Source organism: Streptomyces sp. DSM 40750, assembly GCF_024612035.1.
Classification (GTDB): domain Bacteria; phylum Actinomycetota; class Actinomycetes; order Streptomycetales; family Streptomycetaceae; genus Streptomyces.
On the sequence record NZ_CP102513.1, the window covers coordinates 2,685,605 to 2,700,330 of the forward strand.

At 70.5% G+C, this 14,726-nt stretch carries 13 protein-coding genes; 1 reads left to right on the plus strand and 12 read right to left on the minus strand.

The window, feature by feature from the left end:
- Window positions 1-19: 19 nt before the first annotated feature.
- Window positions 20-817 carry a nucleotidyltransferase domain-containing protein gene (locus JIX55_RS11990; RefSeq protein WP_257563285.1) on the plus strand — a complete coding sequence of 266 codons (798 nt, stop codon included), beginning with the start codon at window positions 20-22 and terminating at the stop codon, window positions 815-817.
- On the opposite strand, the gene JIX55_RS11995 is transcribed toward JIX55_RS11990, so the two are convergent.
- From JIX55_RS11995 to JIX55_RS12050, 12 genes are all read right to left on the minus strand, one after another.
- The gene (locus JIX55_RS11995) at window positions 734-1,495 is read right to left on the minus strand and encodes a nucleotidyltransferase domain-containing protein (protein WP_257563286.1); all 762 of its coding nucleotides are present in this window, start codon (window positions 1,493-1,495) and stop codon (window positions 734-736) included. The genes JIX55_RS11990 and JIX55_RS11995 overlap by 84 nt on opposite strands.
- Before the next feature lie 4 nt (window positions 1,496-1,499).
- Complete coding sequence (locus JIX55_RS12000; RefSeq protein WP_257563287.1) at window positions 1,500-2,522, minus strand: ADP-ribosylglycohydrolase family protein; 1,023 nt, start codon at window positions 2,520-2,522, stop codon at window positions 1,500-1,502.
- On the minus strand, window positions 2,522-3,247 hold the full coding sequence (locus tag JIX55_RS12005) for an NUDIX hydrolase (protein ID WP_257569305.1): 726 nt from the start codon (window positions 3,245-3,247) through the stop codon (window positions 2,522-2,524). The genes JIX55_RS12000 and JIX55_RS12005 overlap by 1 nt, the downstream gene beginning before the upstream one ends.
- Window positions 3,248-3,425: 178 nt before the next feature.
- The gene (locus JIX55_RS12010) at window positions 3,426-4,553 is read right to left on the minus strand and encodes a pseudouridine synthase (protein WP_257563288.1); all 1,128 of its coding nucleotides are present in this window, start codon (window positions 4,551-4,553) and stop codon (window positions 3,426-3,428) included.
- A complete protein-coding gene (gene scpB, locus JIX55_RS12015) occupies window positions 4,553-5,209 on the minus strand; it encodes an SMC-Scp complex subunit ScpB (RefSeq protein WP_257563289.1) in 657 nt (218 codons plus the stop codon). The genes JIX55_RS12010 and scpB overlap by 1 nt, the downstream gene beginning before the upstream one ends.
- Entirely contained in the window at window positions 5,206-6,345 is a 1,140-nt protein-coding gene (locus JIX55_RS12020; RefSeq protein WP_257563290.1) for a segregation and condensation protein A, read from the minus strand. Before JIX55_RS12020 ends, scpB begins: the two co-directional genes overlap by 4 nt.
- 18 nt (window positions 6,346-6,363) lie before the next feature.
- Window positions 6,364-6,942: a hypothetical protein gene (locus JIX55_RS12025; RefSeq protein WP_257563291.1), complete on the minus strand. Its 579-nt coding sequence runs from the start codon at window positions 6,940-6,942 to the stop codon at window positions 6,364-6,366.
- The gene (locus JIX55_RS12030) at window positions 6,927-8,063 is read right to left on the minus strand and encodes a ParA family protein (protein WP_257563292.1); all 1,137 of its coding nucleotides are present in this window, start codon (window positions 8,061-8,063) and stop codon (window positions 6,927-6,929) included. Before JIX55_RS12030 ends, JIX55_RS12025 begins: the two co-directional genes overlap by 16 nt.
- Window positions 8,064-8,498: 435 nt before the next feature.
- Window positions 8,499-9,623, minus strand: coding sequence for an alanine dehydrogenase (gene ald, locus JIX55_RS12035; RefSeq protein WP_257563293.1), 1,125 nt, complete (start codon window positions 9,621-9,623; stop codon window positions 8,499-8,501).
- A 165-nt stretch (window positions 9,624-9,788) separates the two neighbouring features.
- Window positions 9,789-11,879, minus strand: coding sequence for a tetratricopeptide repeat protein (locus tag JIX55_RS12040; protein WP_257563294.1), 2,091 nt, complete (start codon window positions 11,877-11,879; stop codon window positions 9,789-9,791).
- 171 nt (window positions 11,880-12,050) lie between these two features.
- Window positions 12,051-12,677: an NUDIX domain-containing protein gene (locus tag JIX55_RS12045; protein ID WP_257563295.1), complete on the minus strand. Its 627-nt coding sequence runs from the start codon at window positions 12,675-12,677 to the stop codon at window positions 12,051-12,053.
- 97 nt (window positions 12,678-12,774) lie between these two features.
- Window positions 12,775-14,442, minus strand: coding sequence for a CTP synthase (locus JIX55_RS12050; RefSeq protein ID WP_257569306.1), 1,668 nt, complete (start codon window positions 14,440-14,442; stop codon window positions 12,775-12,777).
- Window positions 14,443-14,726: the final 284 nt, after the last annotated feature.

Here is a 14,726-nt window from a genome sequence, read left to right on the forward strand (position 1 = left end):
GGCACGTACGCTCCCGGGCATGCAGCTCCCGCACCCGCACGTCCTGGTCCGTGACCACACGATCTACGCCTGTGTGATGGGTTCGCGCGCCTTCGGTCTCGCGACGGACGACAGCGACACGGACCGACGGGGTGTCTTCCTGGCCCCCACCGCGCTGTTCTGGCGCTTCGAGAAGCCGCCGACGCATGTCGAGGGGCCGGCGGAGGAGCAGTTCGGCTGGGAGCTGGAGCGCTTCTGCAATCTGGCCCTGCGCGCCAACCCCAACATCCTGGAGTGCCTGCACTCCCCCTTGGTGGAGCACGTCGACGCCACGGGCCGTGAACTGCTCGCCCTGCGTGGCGCGTTCCTGTCCCGGCAGGCTCATGAGACGTTCGCCCGCTACGCCCTGGGCCAGCGCAAGAAGCTCGACGCGGACATCAGGCAGCACGGGGCTCCCCGCTGGAAGCACGCCATGCATCTGCTCCGTCTTCTGATGAGCTGCCGGGACCTGCTGCGCACGGGCACGCTCACCATCGACGTGGGCGACCAGCGCGAGCCCCTGCTGGCGGTGAAGCGCGGCGAGGTCCCGTGGGCCCGGGTCGAGTCCTGGATGACCCGCCTGGCCACGGAGGCCGAGGAGGCGGCGGAACGCAGCCCGCTGCCGCCGGAACCGGACCGGGCCCGGGTCGAGGACTTCGTCGTCCGGACCCGGCGCGCGTCAGCCCTTACGGCCGTCTCAGAGCTTCAGGCCGGCTCAGCGCTTCAGGCCGTCCAGGCGGACCCGGACGACGAAGTCGTGGAGGGCGTCGTACGCGGACGGATTCTCCGGCAGCACTGACAGCGCCTGCTCCTGGTCCAGGACCCCCTGCAGCCGCTCCACGTCCTCCGCCACGCGCTCCTGGTCGACGTCGGCCTTGCCGTGCTCCTGCGCGGCCTTCGCCGCGACGAGGTCCGGGAGATACGCGGGCGCCTCGTCGATCTCCGGCAGCAGGGTGGGCAGATGGGCCCGCACCTCGCCGCTGCGCATCAGATGGATACCGGTGAGCAGCACCCGGAACGTGTAGAGCAGCGGCTTGAGTTCACCGGTCTTCTCGAAGAGCCGCCACTGGGTGATGGCGAACCCGCGGTAGTGGTGGGCGTGGTGCCGGGTGAGGACCCCGGGCGCGAGCGCGATCAGTTCACGGTGCGCCTCGCCCGTGTGCACCACGAGCGGGGAGAGCAACTGCTCCAGCACATAGCCGTTGCGACGCAGCAACAGCCGTGCGAACTTGCGCAGATCGTGTGTGACGAGGTCCATCTCGACACCGTCCCGGTCCCACATCTTCGACCGGGTCTCCTCCGGCTCGCGCAGCCCGACCAGTTCGGCCGTCGGCAGCACATGGACGCCGCGCAGGTCGACGTCCGAGTCACGCGAGGGGAAGCCGTACAGATGCGCTCCGGAGACGGTGGCGAACAACAACGGGTCGGGCTGTTCCGCCACCACCGGAGCCAGGTCGATGTCGAGGACGTCGGTCATGCCCTCAAGCGTCCCAGAGGGCCCCCAGCGACACGAGGTCGCCCTGGTACTCGATCCGGTCGGCCCACTCGGCGGGCCAGGCGTCCGGCCCGTGGTAGGCGCCCGCGAAGGCGCCGGTGAGGCAGGCGATGGAGTCGGAGTCGCCCTTGGTGCAGGCGGCGCGGCGCAGCGCGGTGACGGGCTCGTCGACGAAAAGCAGGAAGCACAGCAGCCCGGTGGCGAGGGCCTCCTCGGCGATCCAGCCCTCCCCCGTGGCCAGGCAGGGGTCCGTCTCGGGCGACGGAAGCCGCAGGGCCTCCTGGACACGGTCCAGGGCCCGCAGGCACTCGTCCCAGCCGCGGGCGATGTAGTGCTCGGGCGAGGGGTCCTGGCTGTAGGTCCACAGGTCGCCGAGCCAGCGCGCGTGGTAGCGGGCACGGTTCTCGTACGCGTACGACCGCAGCCGGCCGACCAGGCCCATCGGTTCGACGCCCTGGGTGAGCAGCCGGACCGCGTGTGCGGTGAGGTCGGACGCGGCGAGGGCGGTGGGGTGGCCGTGGGTGAGGGCGGCCTGCAACTGGGCGGCGCCCGCGCGCTGTTCGTCGCTGAGCGGGCCTATCAGGCCGAGGGGCGCGACCCGCATGTTGGCGCCACAGCCCTTGGAGCCGATCTGGCTGGCGAACTGCCAGGGGTGGCGCTCGACCGCGAGGAGCTCGCAGGCGACCAGGCAGGTGTGGCCGGGGGCGCGGTTGTTCTCCGGGGAGAGGGACCACTCCACGAACTCCTTGCGGACGGCCCGCACCAGGGCTTCGGGGGCGAGCACCCCGCGGTCCATGGCCGCGCGCAGCCCGTGACCCAGCGCCAGCGTCATCTGGGTGTCGTCGGTGACGATCGCGGGCCTCGGCAGCTCCATCTTCCGCCAGGGGCCGCACTTGGCGAGGATCGACGGGACGTCGTTGAACTCCGTCGGGAAGCCGAGGGCGTCTCCGAGGGCGAGTCCGAGCAGGGATCCGGTGGCGGAGCGCTTCGTACGCAGCGTCATGGTCATCAGGGCCGTCCTTCCGTGGTGGGTCGCAGCAGGGGCGGGTGCAGGGCGGTGGCCCCACCCGCTCGGTACAGCGCGGCGGGCTTGCCGCGGCCGCCGGTCAGGCGGGCGGCGCCGGGCACCTGTTCGACGAAGCCCGGCGTGGCCAGCACCTTGCGCCGGAAGTTGGGCCGGTCGAGCGGGGTGCCCCACACGGTCTCGTAGACCTGCTGCAGCTCACCGAGGGTGAACTCGGGCGGGCAGAAGGAGGTGGCGAGACAGGTGTACTCGAGCTTGGCGCCGACGCGTTCGTGGGCGTCGGCGAGGATGCGGTCGTGGTCGAAGGCGAGCGGACCGATGGCGTTGAACCGCAGCCACTGGGCCTGGGCCGCGTCACCGCCGCCGTGCGGGACGGGCGGGTCCGGGAACAGCGCGGCGAACGCGACGGTGACGACCCGCATCCGCGGGTCCCTGCCCGGCTCGCTGTAGGTCCGCAGCTGCTCCAGGTGGAGCCCGGAGGCGTCCGTGACCCCGGTCTCCTCCGCGAGTTCGCGCCAGGCGGCCTCCTCCGCGGACTCGTCCGGCAGCACGAACCCGCCGGGCAGCGCCCAGCGGCCCGCGTACGGCTCCTGCCCGCGCTCGACGAGCAGCACCTGGAGGGTGCCCGCGCGGACGGTGAAGACGGCCAGGTCGACGGTGACGGCGAAGGGTTCGAAGGCGTACTTGTCGTAGCCCTCGGGTGAGGTCATGTCCACCACCCCCTTTATGGTCACCATGACTAATAGTCATAACGACTATAAAAGCGCGGGCGCCGGGGCACAACCCTTTTACGGGGAAAGGAAAGCCAAGAGCGGCGCCGGAAACGGCAAAGGGCCGCCCCCGAAGGCAAACCCGGGACCGGCCCACCGCTCGAACACGGCGGAGGCTCTAGAGGTCGACCTCCTGCATCAGCATCCCGACCTCGGTGTTCGACAGGCGGCGCAGCCAGCCCGACTTCTGGTCGCCGAGGGTGATCGGCCCGAAGGCGACGCGCACCAGCTTGTCGACCGGGAAGCCGGCCTCCGCCAGCATCCGGCGCACGATGTGCTTGCGCCCCTCGTGCAGGGTCACCTCGACGAGGTAGTTCTTGCCGGTCTGCTCGACGACCCGGAAGTGGTCCGCGCGCGCGTACCCGTCCTCCAGCTGGATGCCGTCCTTGAGCCGCTTGCCCAGGTCGCGCGGGATCGGGCCCACGATGTGCGCGAGGTACACCTTCTTCACGCCGTATTTGGGGTGGGTCAGCCGGTGCGCCAGCTCACCGTGGTTGGTGAGCAGGATGACGCCCTCGGTCTCGGTGTCGAGCCGTCCGACGTGGAAGAGCCGCGTCTCGCGGTTGGTCACATAGTCGCCGAGGCACTGCCGGCCCTCGTTGTCCTCCATCGTCGACACGACACCGGCCGGCTTGTTCAACGAGAAGAACTGGTACGACTGCGTCGCGACCGTCAGCCCGTCGACCTTGACCTCGTCCTTCTCCGGGTCGACGCGCTTGCCCTGCTCCAGGACGATCTCGCCGTTGACCTCGACGCGCGCCTGCTCGATCAGCTCCTCGCAGGCCCGCCGGGAACCGTAGCCCGCACGCGCGAGGATCTTCTGCAGCCGCTCGCCCTCCTGCTCGGCGCCCGGGAAGGTCTTGGGCAGCTTGACGTCCTTCTTGCCCGCGTACCGCTCCCGGTTGCGCTCCTCGGCCCGCGCGTCGTACTCACGCGACGTCGCCGGAGCCCAACGGCCGCGTCCACTACCCGGCTGCTGGGACTGCTTGGGGCCGCCCTTGGCGCCGCCGCGGGCCGCGTTGCCACGCCCGGACTTCGGCCCTTCGTGGGTGGCGCCGGGGCCCACGTCGTAGCGGCGCTCCTCGGGACGGGGCTTGCCCGCGCGCTTCGGCCTGTCGTCGCGCCCTGCCCCGCCCTTCGGCTGCGAGCCGCTTCCACCGGACCCGCGGGGTTTGCCGCCACCACCGCTTCCCCGGGGGTTGCCGCGCCCGTTGTTCCTGCCACTGCCGCTGCCACTGCTTCGCATCAAAGTTCCGTCGTCGTCGTGTCGTCTGCATCTGCATCCGGTGCATCCGGATCGAACGACGGGACCCCTTCCAGCGTCTCGGCCTCGATCGCCTCCGCCTCCGGGAGGAAGGGCGCGAGCTCCGGGAGCTCGTCCAGGCCGCGCAGGCCCATCCGCTCCAGAAAGTAGTTCGTCGTCCTGTACAGGATCGCACCTGTTTCGGGTTCCGCGCCCGCCTCCTCGACCAGACCCCGCTGGAGAAGGGTGCGCATGACCCCGTCGCAGTTGACTCCTCGTACGGCCGAGACCCTGCTGCGGCTCACCGGCTGCCGGTACGCGACCACGGCCAGTGTCTCCAGCGCGGCCTGCGTGAGCCGGGCCTGCTGCCCGTCGAGCACGAACCGCTCGACGGCGGCGGCGTACTCGGGCCGGGTGTAGAACCGCCACCCCCCGGCGATCAGCCGCAGCTCGAACCCGCGCCCCTGCACCGCGTACTCGTCGGCCAGTTCCCTGAGCGCCTTGGTGATCTGCCGCTTCGGCCGCTCCAGTATCTTCGACAGATGCTCCGCCGTCGCGGGCTCGTCCACGACCATGAGGACGGCCTCCAGGGCGGGCTTGAGGTCGAGGTCGGCGACGGTACGCGGACCCGCGGGCACCTCCGTTCTCTCCTCGCTCACGCCTTCTTCTCCTCCTTGGGAGGCTCTGGGGGCCGGTCGAACTCGTCCGTGACCACGGGCTCGGCGTCCGTGTCCCCACCGGTCCACCGCACGATCAGATCGCCCAGCGCGGTCTCCTGGTCCAGCGCCACGGCCTTCTCCCGGTACAGCTCCAGCAGCGCGAGGAAACGGGCGACGACGGTGAGGGTGTCGTCGGTGTCCTCGACCAGCACGCGGAACGACGCCTCGCCCAGCTCCCGCAGCCGCGCGACGACGATCCCGGCCTGCTCCTGCACACTCACCAGCGGCGCGTGGATGTGATCGACGTACACCTGCGGCTTGGGCTTCGGCTGCATGGCTTTGACGGCCAGCTTGGCGAATCCCTCCGCCCCGATGCTGATGACCACCTCGGGCAACAGCTCCGCGTGCTGCGGCTCCAGCCCGACGGTACGCGGATACCGTCGCGCCTCCTCGTCCAGCCGCCGGTTGAAGATCTCCGCGATCTGCTTGTACGCGCGGTACTGGAGCAGCCGGGCGAAGAGCAGGTCCCGCGCTTCGAGGAGCGCGAGGTCGGCTTCGTCCTCGACCTCGGCGGAGGGCAGCAGCCGCGCGGCTTTCAGATCCAGCAAGGTCGCCGCGACCACCAGGAACTCGGTCGTCTCATCCAGGTCCCAGTCCGGCCCCATCGCCCGGATGTGCGCCATGAACTCGTCGGTGACCTTGGAGAGCGCGACTTCGGTGACGTCCAGCTTGTGCTTGGAGATCAGCTGGAGAAGAAGATCGAAGGGGCCTTCGAAGTTGGAAAGCCGAACCTTGAAGACACCGTCGTCGGCCGACTCGGGCTCCTCGGAACCGCCGGACGCCTCTGGCGCGGCTTCGGCGGGCGCGGCCTCGGACCGTGGGCGCGCTTCGGCTTCGGCTTCGGCGGGGACGGCGGCAGAGGGCTCCTCGTCACCGCCGTCGGCGTTGTGGGCAGTCGTTCCGCGGGGCGGAACAGGCGGGCAGGACGCCCCACCGGCGTCAGCCGAAGAACGCTCCTCAGCTGCGGACTCACCCTCGACCGGCTCGACCGGCGGAGCCGAGGGCCCCCTCCCCAGCGCACGCCGACGACCGGCCGAACCGCCGGAGGCCGCCGCAGAGGAGTCATACGAGGTCATAGCCCCCGCAGGCTACCCCTACCGCCCACGAAGCCGTCGTACGAGGATGCTGGCGTCCCCCCGGGCCTCCAGATCCGCCAGCACCACGGCGACAGCCTCCCGCACGATCCGCCCGCGGTCGACGGCCAGCCCGTGCTCCCCGCGCAGCACCAGCCGGGCGTGCTCGAGATCCATGAGCTCCTCGGCGGAGACGTACACGGTGATCTTCTCGTCGTGCCGCTCCCGCCCGCTGGGCCGGCGCCCGGAGGCACGCCCCCGCTTGCGGGGCGCGCCGGCGGCAGAACCTTCCTGCGGCTTCGGCTGCCGCCCGGCGGCAGCCGACCGCTCGGCCCCCGCGGCGGCGGACCGGCTGCGCGGCTGATCGCCGTCGGACTCGGCGTCCGCGGCCACATGCTCGGACCCCTCGCCGTCACCGCCCTGTACGGGCACGGACGGCGGTGCGTCCTCCGCAGTGGCGGCCCCGTCGCTGTCCCCGGCGGGAGCGGGCACACGGGCTTCTCCGTTGGGCCCCCGCCGGGGAGTGGACGGCTGAAGCGCCATTCCCCCTGTCGTACGGAAGAGTTCGTCGGCCCCCGGCAGACTCACTCGGCGTGACACCGGGCGAGCACCTCCCTGGCGAGCTGGCGGTACGCGGCGGCGCCGACGGAGTTGGAGGCGTACGTGGTGATCGGCTCACCGGCGACCGTGGTCTCCGGGAAGCGGACCGTGCGCCCGATGACCGTGTGGTAGACGTGGTCGTCGAACGCTTCGACGACCCGCGCGAGAACCTCACGGCTGTGCACGGTGCGCGAGTCGTACATCGTGGCGAGGATGCCGTCGAGTTCCAGCTCGGGGTTGAGCCGCTCCTGGACCTTCTCGATGGTCTCCGTCAGCAGCGCGACACCGCGCAGCGCGAAGAACTCGCACTCCAGCGGCACGATCACCTTGTGCGCGGCCGTCAGAGCGTTCACGGTGAGCAGACCGAGCGAGGGCTGGCAGTCGATCACGATGTAGTCGTAGTCGGCCATCAGCGGCTTCAGGGCCCGCTGCAGCGTGGACTCGCGCGCGACCTCGGAGACCAGCTGGACCTCGGCCGCCGACAGGTCGATGTTGCTCGGCAGCAGATCCATGTTGGGGACCGCGGTCTTCAGCAGGACGTCGTCGGCCGACATGCCCCGCTCCATGAGCAGGTTGTAGACCGTGAGGTCGAGCTCCATCGGGTTCACACCGAGACCGACCGAGAGGGCGCCCTGCGGGTCGAAGTCGACGAGCAAGACCCGGCGGCCGTACTCCGCGAGCGCGGCACCCAGGTTGATGGTCGACGTCGTCTTGCCGACGCCGCCCTTCTGGTTGCACATCGCGATGATCTTCGCGGGGCCGTGGTCGGTCAGCGGGCCCGGGATCGGGAAGTACGGCAGCGGGCGACCGGTCGGACCGATGCGCTCGCGGCGCTGGCGGGCCGCGTCGGGCGCGAGCGTGGCCGCGTACTCGGGATCGGGCTCGTACTCGGCGTCGGGGTCGTAGAAGTGCCCGTCGGGCAGCTCGTCGTAGTCGGCGAAGTGGTTGTGGACCCCGCCACTTCCGTCGCCGGCCATGGCGTTCACGTGTTGGCCATCCATGCTCTGGGGTGCTGGCTGAGTTAGCCCGGCTGGTTGCTGACTCTGGTGGGCTGCGAAGGTGCGGACAGCGACGGAGCCGACAGCCGCGAACCCCGTGGGACCCGAGACCGGCGCAGGCATTCCTGGTTGACCACCCCCGGGAGTAAATGTCGACTCATTCACAAGTCGTCTTACCTCCTTGGTGACCAGGAAACTTCTAGATAGGTCAGCGTGGCACCATGCCGACGGTTGGCGACTCTATGGCGTGTCGGCGGTCCGCAGCAACACAATCCGCCGGACCCGGCCCGATGTGTCGGCAATGAAACATGCGGCTGTCAAGGGCGTAGGGCCGTCGCACAGCAGGTTTCACCGGTGCGCGAAACATCCGAACGGTTACGTTCGAGGCGAGTTGCGCGAGTGTCGCAAAGTGACCATACACACATCCGGCCGGACCTTGTCGGGCAAGATCCGGCCGGGAAGGTGCTGTTGACGACCTGTGTTGACGTATCGCCTTTTACCGAAAGGTGACTTAAAGCAGCCGGTCAGCGGCCGGTCGGCTGCCTTCTCGCCGGCGGGTCAGCCGAGCAGCGACGCCAACTCCGCGTGTTCCAGGCCGTGCGCCTCGGCGACCTCGCGGTAAACCACCTTGCCGTCATGGGTGTTGAGGCCCTTGGCCAGCGCCGGGTCGCGCCGCAGCGCCTCGACCCAGCCGTGGTCGGCGAGTTCGACGATGTACGGCAGCGTGGCGTTGGTCAGCGCGTAGGTCGAGGTGTTGGGCACCGCGCCGGGCATGTTGGCGACGCAGTAGAAGACCGAGTCGTGGACCGGGAAGGTCGGCTCGGCGTGGGTGGTCGGACGCGAGTCCTCGAAGCAGCCACCCTGGTCGATCGCGATGTCGACAAGGACACTTCCCGGCTTCATGCGCGACACGAGCTCGTTGGTGACCAGCTTCGGGGCCTTGGCGCCCGGGATGAGGACGGCGCCGATGACGAGGTCGGCCTCCAGGCACGCCTTCTCCAGCTCGAAGGCGTTGGAGACGACCGTCTGGATCTTCGTGCCGAAGATCTTGTCGGCTTCCTTGAGCTTGTTGATGTCCTTGTCGAGCAGGGTCACGTGGAAGCCCATGCCGATGGCGATCTGCGCGGCGTTCCAGCCCGACACACCGCCGCCGATGACGACGGCCCGGCCTGCCTGCACACCCGGCACACCGCCGGGCAGCACACCGCGGCCACCGTTGGCCCGCATCAGGTGGTACGCGCCGACCTGCGGGGCGAGCCGACCCGCGACCTCGGACATCGGGGCGAGCAGCGGCAGCGCGCGGCCGGGCAGTTCGACGGTCTCGTACGCGATCGCGGTCGTGCCCGACTCGACGAGGGCGTCGGTGCACTCCTTGGAGGCGGCCAGGTGCAGGTAGGTGAAGAGCGTCTGGTCCTTGCGGAGGCGGTGGTACTCCTCGGCGATGGGTTCCTTGACCTTGAGCAGCAGGTCGGCGGTGGCCCACACCTCGTCGGCCGTGGCCAGGATCTCGGCGCCGGCGGCGACGTACTCGACGTCCGGGATCGACGAGCCGACACCGGCGCCCTGCTCGATGACGACCTGGTGGCCGTGGCGCACCAGCTCGTGCACGCCGGCGGGGGTGATGGCCACCCGGAACTCGTTGTTCTTGACCTCGCGGGGGATGCCGACCTTCACGTCGATCACGGTCCTTGGCTCGGAGGGGTGTGGGGCTCACACGCAGGGGCGGAACCTGCCCGAACAATGCAGGACATACCCGTACGCACCGGAGCGCACCAGGAGACACCGCAGGAGAACCGGCGGCGTAGCCAGTCTAATGAAGGCATCCCCGCTGTCTAGCCTTTCAATGCATCAATCTTTCGCGGATGCACTACGGATTTCGCAGGCGTTAGCACCGTGTTCCGGCTCGATCTCGCTGGTTTCGCTGTCGGGGAGCTCGTCGCCCAGCAGTAGCTCGGCGGCCCTCCGGTGCAGCCGGGCCGCCGCCGGGTCGCCGAGCCGCTCCAGGGTGTCGGCGAGCCGGAGCTGGAGCGCGGCCTGCAACCGGGTGTCCTCTGCGCGCCGCGCCCACTCCACCGCCTCCTGACAGGTCCGCAGCGCCTCCTCCGGCCGCCCGGCGTACTCCTGGACGCGCGCCATCTCGCTCAACGCCCTTGCCTGGCCGCCCACATCACCGAGCCGGCGGTGGCCGGTGAGCGCCGAACTCCAGTTGCGCAGTGCCTCGCCGTAGCGGCCCGCGTAGGTGTGCGCGGTGGCGATCCGGCCGTACAGCCGGGCGGCGTCCGCGCGCTCGTCCCGGGCGAGCCGCTGGGCGAGTGCCCTGCCGTACCAGTCGGCGGCCCGTTCGTAGTCCTCCAACTCCTGGTGGGCGCCGCCTACGGATTCCATCGCGCGACCGGTCGCATAGGGGTCGTTCGCCCGCCGCCCGGCGTCGAGCGCGGCCCGGTAGCGGGCCAGCGCCGCCGTCGTACGGCCGGTCCGGGCATCCAGGTCGCCGAGGTTCAGCAGGGCCGCCGCCTGCTCACGGGGCAGGTCACGGCGCTCGGCGACGTCGAGGACGAGCCGGTGGATGCCGTACAGGTCGGGGGCCGCGGCCTGGGTGCCGAAGTGCGCCACCATGGCCCGGACCAGCTGGGACATCAGACGCCGGGCCAGGGTGTCCAGCTCGCCGTCGGCCACCGCGAGCCGGGCCGCGGCCAGCAGCGCGGGCCGGCGGACGCCCAGCCACTCCTCGGCGGCCCGGGGGCTCGGGAACCGCAGCGCCTTGGGCATCCCGAGGAGCTTCTCGCGGGCCAGCGGGCTGTCGGTCTCGGTGATGGCCCGGCAGGACTGCAGCAGCCGTACCGACCGCTCCAGCATCCGCGCGCGGGCCAGTTGCAGCTCGCCCGGCCGCTCCTGGCTCTCGGCGAGGGCCCACAGCAGCGGCTGGAGGCAGCCGGGGACCTCGTACTGCGGCATCGGCGAGTCGACCGGGTGCAGGAACCCGAGGGCCACGAAGTCGTCCAGCGTGGTGCGGGCCGCGCCGATCGCGCAGCCGGCGAGAGCGGAGGCGATGTGCGGGTCGACCAGGCCGGCCGGGGCGAGCGCCAGGAGGCGCAGTATCCGGGCGGCGGTGGTCGGCAGCGAGGCGTACGACAGCTTGAAGACCTTGGCGAGCGGCGGGCTGTCGTCGCCCTCGGCGCGCAGCTGTTTGGCCAGGTCGGAGACGGCGGCCGTGGGCCGGGCGGCCAGCCAGCCCCCGGCGAGCCGCAGCGCGGCGGGCTGGGCCCCGCACACCTCGGCGAGCCCCTCGGCGGAGCGCGGGTCCACGGTGATGCGCACCGAGCCGGTGAAGCGTTCCAGCAGTTCCACGGCGGACTTGGTGTCCAGTCCGCCCAGGGTGCACGGGCGGACGTCGGAGATGCCCGTCAGCGGCCCCTCGGAGACCGCCACGACCAGGGAGTCCGGTGTGTCCGGCAGCAGCGCGTCGACCTGCTCGGCGTCGGCCGCGTCGTCCAGCAGCAGGACCACCCGGCGATCCGCCAGCGCTTCGCGCAGGGCCTCGCTGAGGTCGTCCTCGTCGGCGCCGGCGGGGGTCGGCAGTCCGAGTTCCCCGAGCAGTTCCCGCGCCGCGCTCTCGACCGGGACACGGGTGCCGTCGGGTTCGGTGAGCCGGGTCCGCAGCACACCGTCGGGGTAACCGTCGGTAACCTGCCGGACGAGTTCCTCGGCGAGCGCGGTGCGGCCGAAGCCGGGACGGCCGGCGATGAGCAGCACGCGCGCGTGGGGCGCCTTCCGGCCCGCGAGGGTGTTGAGACCGGCCCGGCCGATGTCGGCCCGCAGTTCCTTCAACTCTCTTGCCCGGCCAAGGAACTGACTGTCCGTGGGGGCGGCCTCGACAGCCGGGGGCCGCCCTGTTCCGGACACCCGGGCATCCCCGATGTCCACCGCCTGATCCGCCACGGGCCACTCTCCCGTCCCACCGCACGAGCAAGCCCGCCGGGACTCCGGTTCGGGCGTTTCCCGAGCCTAGTTCACGCTCTGCGACGATCTGGGCGGAGCACGGCGGGCAGGTCGCTCGATCGGATCAAACGATCGTAGGACTGGCGGTGTGAGGTTGCTGTGAGGAGGGGGTCAGGACTCGAACGGCCGGGCGGGCCACGGCGCCTCAGCCGGACGCAGCGCGTCCACGCCCTCTCCACTCCTCGCCGCCACCAGCGAAAGCACCCCCACCACCAGGCAGTTGTTGTGCAGCTCCCCGGCGAGGACACCCCGCACCACCTCGTCCACGGGAACGCGGGCCAGCTCCATGTCGGCCTCCTCGTCCTCCACCTCGAAGCGCTGCCCCTCGGCCGCGGAGAGGTCGCGCGCGAGGAAGATCCGCACGGCCTCGTCGCAGCCGCCGGGCGTGGTGTAGACGTCGGTCAGCACCCGCCAGTCCTCCGCCTTGACGTGCGCCTCCTCGTACAGCTCGCGCTGGGCCGCGTGCAGGGGGTTCTCGCCCGGCACGTCGAGCAGCCCGGCCGGGATCTCCCACAGCTTCTCGCGGACGGGGTGGCGGTACTGCCGGAGGACCAGGACCCGGTCCTGCCCGTCGAGGGCGAGGACGGCGACGGAACCGGGGTGGACCTGGTAGTCGCGGCGGACGACCGAACCGTCGGGCATGACCACCTCGTCGGTGCGCACGGAGGTCTTGTTGCCGACGAACGGCGTCTCGCTCGCCCGGACCTCCCACTCCTCGGCGGTGTCCTTGATCGTCATGTCGACTCGTCCTCCCACACGTGCAACAAAGAAACCGGGGCACACATCCCGAAAGACATGCACCCCGGTCACCGTACAGCGCTTGTGCCGCTCGGATTTACTTACCGGTCTTGCGCTCCACCGCGGCCTTCACCAGCCCGGCGAAGAGCGGGTGCGGGCGGGTCGGGCGGGAGCGCAGCTCGGGGTGCGCCTGGGTCGCGACGAGGTACGGGTGGACCTCGCGGGGGTACTCGACGTACTCGACGAGCTTGCCGTCGGGAGAGGTTCCGGTGAACTGCAGACCGGCCTTCTTCTCCAGTTCCGCGCGGTAGGCGTTGTTCACCTCGTAGCGGTGACGGTGGCGCTCCTCGACGTACTCCTTGCCGTCGTACACCTCGCGCACGATCGAGCCCTCGGCGAGCTTCGCCGGGTACATGCCCAGCCGCATCGTGCCGCCCATGTCGCCCTCTCCGGCGACGATGTCGAGTTGCTCGGCCATGGTGGAGATGACCGGGTGGGCGGTGGCGGAGTCGAACTCGGTGGAGTTGGCGTCCGGGATGTCCGCCAGGTTGCGCGCGGCCTCGATCACGATGCACTGCAGGCCGAGGCAGAGGCCGAGCAGCGGGATCCCGTGCTCGCGGGCGTACTGGATGGCGCCGACCTTGCCGGAGACACCGCGGTCACCGAAGCCGCCGGGGATGCAGATGGCGTCGACGTCGGCGAGCTGGGCCGCGGCGCCGGCCGGGGTCTTGCAGTCGTCCGAGGTGACCCACTTGATCTTCACGCGGGCCTTGTTGGCGAAGCCACCCGCACGCAGCGCCTCGGTGACCGAGAGGTAGGCGTCGGGCAGGTCGATGTACTTGCCGACGAGCGCCAGGTTGATCTCGTGGAGCGGGTTGTGGACGCGGTCGAGCAGGTCGTCCCAGGTCGTCCAGTCCACGTCGCGGAACGGCAGGTCCAGCTTGCGGACGACATAGGCGTCCAGGCCCTCGCCGTGCACGGTCTTCGGGATGTCATAGATCGAGCGGGCATCCGGACAGGCGACGACGGCGGCCTCGTCGACGTCGCACATCAGGGAGATCTTGCGCTTGATCGCGGCGGGCACCTCACGGTCACAGCGCAGCACGATCGCATCTGGCTGAATACCGATGTTGCGCAGAGCCGCAACCGAGTGCTGCGTCGGCTTCGTCTTCAGCTCACCCGAGGGCCCGATGTACGGCAGGAGCGAGATGTGCACGACGAAGACGTTGTCCCGGCCGACCTCATGACGGACCTGGCGGACGGTCTCCAGGAACGGCAGCGACTCGATGTCGCCGACGGTGCCGCCGACCTCGGTGATGACGACGTCGACCTCGTCGGAGGCCATGCGCCGGATGCGGTGCTTGATCTCGTTGGTGATGTGCGGGATGACCTGCACGGTGTCGCCCAGGTACTCGCCGCGCCGCTCCTTGGCGATCACCGTGTTGTACACCTGGCCGGTGGTGACGTTGGCCGAGCCGTCCAGGTCGCGGTCGAGGAAGCGCTCGTAGTGGCCGATGTCCAGGTCGGTCTCGGCGCCGTCGTTGGTGACGAACACCTCACCGTGCTGGAAGGGGTTCATCGTGCCGGGGTCGACGTTCAGGTAGGGGTCGAGCTTCTGCATCACGACGCGCAGGCCCCGCGCCTTGAGCAGCATGCCGAGGCTGGAGGCGGTCAGACCCTTGCCGAGCGAGGAGGCGACACCCCCGGTGACGAAAATGTGCTTGGTCGTCGTGGCTGTGCTGTTTCGAAAAGCAGCGGGCGGCATGGCCAAGAGGGGGCTCCCGTGGTCGCGGTTCGGTGTGCGGGTCGGCCGCCGCCCGATCGGATTCGTCGGGGGTGCCTTCGCTGCGGTTCGGGGGTCCCTCTTGCGTCGGGGCGCCCACCGGTCCACGGGCTACCAGGGTATCAGCGACAGGACACGATCGCTTCCGGCCACGCTCCGCGCACGGGCCGACACGGACCTGTTACGACAGCCGGCGAATCTCGATCAGCTTTCACCCTTGGCTCACTCGTTCGGCTCACTCGCGTTGCCTGGAGCGGCACGCGGAG

Bases quoted from the DNA above. Each gene is read 5' to 3' on its own strand.
- JIX55_RS11990 (WP_257563285.1), top strand. From the start codon at position 20: ATGCAGCTCCCGCACCCGCACGTCCTGGTCCGTGACCACACGATCTAC.
- JIX55_RS11995 (WP_257563286.1), bottom strand. From the start codon at position 1,495: ATGACCGACGTCCTCGACATCGACCTGGCTCCGGTGGTGGCGGAACAG.
- JIX55_RS12000 (WP_257563287.1), bottom strand. From the start codon at position 2,522: ATGACCATGACGCTGCGTACGAAGCGCTCCGCCACCGGATCCCTGCTC.
- JIX55_RS12005 (WP_257569305.1), bottom strand. From the start codon at position 3,247: ATGACCTCACCCGAGGGCTACGACAAGTACGCCTTCGAACCCTTCGCC.
- JIX55_RS12010 (WP_257563288.1), bottom strand. From the start codon at position 4,553: ATGCGAAGCAGTGGCAGCGGCAGTGGCAGGAACAACGGGCGCGGCAAC.
- JIX55_RS12020 (WP_257563290.1), bottom strand. From the start codon at position 6,345: ATGACCTCGTATGACTCCTCTGCGGCGGCCTCCGGCGGTTCGGCCGGT.
- JIX55_RS12030 (WP_257563292.1), bottom strand. From the start codon at position 8,063: ATGCCTGCGCCGGTCTCGGGTCCCACGGGGTTCGCGGCTGTCGGCTCC.
- JIX55_RS12045 (WP_257563295.1), bottom strand. From the start codon at position 12,677: ATGACGATCAAGGACACCGCCGAGGAGTGGGAGGTCCGGGCGAGCGAG.
- JIX55_RS12050 (WP_257569306.1), bottom strand. From the start codon at position 14,442: ATGCCGCCCGCTGCTTTTCGAAACAGCACAGCCACGACGACCAAGCAC.